At 47.9% G+C, this 1,425-nt stretch carries 3 protein-coding genes; all 3 read left to right on the top strand.

All coding sequences use genetic code 11. From position 1 onward, the window contains the following. Positions 1 to 914, top strand: a 914-nt coding sequence (locus tag RUMCAL_RS04655; protein ID WP_021681426.1) for a phage major capsid protein, incomplete at its 5' end; no start/stop codon positions are given. A gap of 22 nt (positions 915 to 936) precedes the next feature. Further along, the gene (locus tag RUMCAL_RS04650) at positions 937 to 1,209 is read left to right on the top strand and encodes a head-tail connector protein (RefSeq protein ID WP_040647006.1); all 273 of its coding nucleotides are present in this window, start codon (positions 937 to 939) and stop codon (positions 1,207 to 1,209) included. Further along, the coding region (locus RUMCAL_RS04645; RefSeq protein WP_021681424.1) for a phage head closure protein at positions 1,209 to 1,425 on the top strand (217 nt) is incomplete at its 3' end. The genes RUMCAL_RS04650 and RUMCAL_RS04645, both read left to right, overlap by 1 nt.

The raw sequence follows: 1,425 nt of genomic DNA, 5'->3' as shown, positions 1-1,425 counted from the left end.
CATATCGTACTGCTTTCTGGAACAGCATTCGCAATCGCAATTTTTACGATGTTCGAAACGACCTGCAGGTTGGTACAGATACTGAGGGTGGCTATCTTGTGCCGGGCGAATTTGAACGGAAACTGGTAGAGGCACTGACCGAAGAAAACATTTTCCGGCAGCTGGCAACCGTTATCAAAACTTCCTCCGGTGATCGAAAGATTCCCATCGTTACTTCTAAGGGCGAAGCTGCCTGGATGGACGAGGAAGACGCATATAAGCTGTCGGATGATACCTTTGGACAGGCTTCTCTTGGCGCGTACAAGGTGGGAACAGCGATCAAGATCTCTGAAGAATTGCTGAATGATGCAGCTTTTGACCTGCCGTCTTACATCGCAAAGGAATTTGCAAGAAGAATCGGTGCAAAGGAAGAAGAAGCTTTCTTCATTGGTGATGGCAAGGGCAAGCCGACTGGTATCTTTGCTGCAACGGGCGGTGCAGAGAGCGGAGCAACTACCAGTACTGCAAATATCACTTTCGATGATGTTCTGGAACTGTTCTATTCTCTGAGAAGCCCGTATCGTAAGAAGGCAGTGTGGGTTCTCAACGATTCCACAGTAAAGGCACTTCGTAAGCTGAAGGACAGCACTGGCAATTACATCTGGAATCCGTCTGTACAAGCTGGCGTTCCGGATACCATTCTCAATCGTCCGTACTACACTTCCAGCTATGTGCCGGAAATCAAGGCAGGTGCAAAGTGTCTCGCTTTCGGCGATTTCAGCTATTACTGGATCGGCGACCGTCAGGGACGTTCCTTTAAGCGGCTGAACGAGGTCTTTGCAATGAATGGTCAGGTTGGATTCCTCGCATCTCAGCGTGTCGATGGCAGACTGATTCTGACCGAAGCCGTAAAGACACTTGGCATGAAAGCGTAATCAGAGAAAGGGGTTGGAGTGGGTGGTAACTTTACAGGAAGTCAAACAGTATCTGCGGATTGATTTTGAAGATGATGATCCATTGCTGCTTTCCTTGATTTTCACAGCAAAACAGCTGGTCATGGATGTGGGCAGAATGGATGAAACACAGCTGGCAGAAAACGAAGATGTAGTACGGACAGCAATGCTCTACACGGTTTCCTATCTTTATGAAAACCGCAATACCGCAGATTTTTCCAAGCTGACATTAACGCTTCGTGCCATGCTGTTTGCACAGCGAGAGGGTGTGATGTAATGGAAATTGGAACACTCAATCAGCGAATTACCATTCTGGAGAATCGTGTTGTTACCGATGAAATCGGCAATCACACTGCTGTGTGGGACGAAGCTTTTTCCTGCTGGGCAAGAGCAACCTTGAAATCTTCCGTAGAAAATACGGAAGCTGGTGTGACCAAAGAAACGCAGAAGCTGGAGTTTCTCATTCGGCAAAGTCGAAACTGGATGCCGTCTG

The sequence above is a fragment of the Ruminococcus callidus ATCC 27760 genome (assembly GCF_000468015.1).
In the GTDB taxonomy this organism is placed as follows: Bacteria; Bacillota; Clostridia; order Oscillospirales; family Ruminococcaceae; genus Ruminococcus_C; species Ruminococcus_C callidus.
This window is presented reverse-complemented; position numbering and strand designations above follow the sequence as displayed.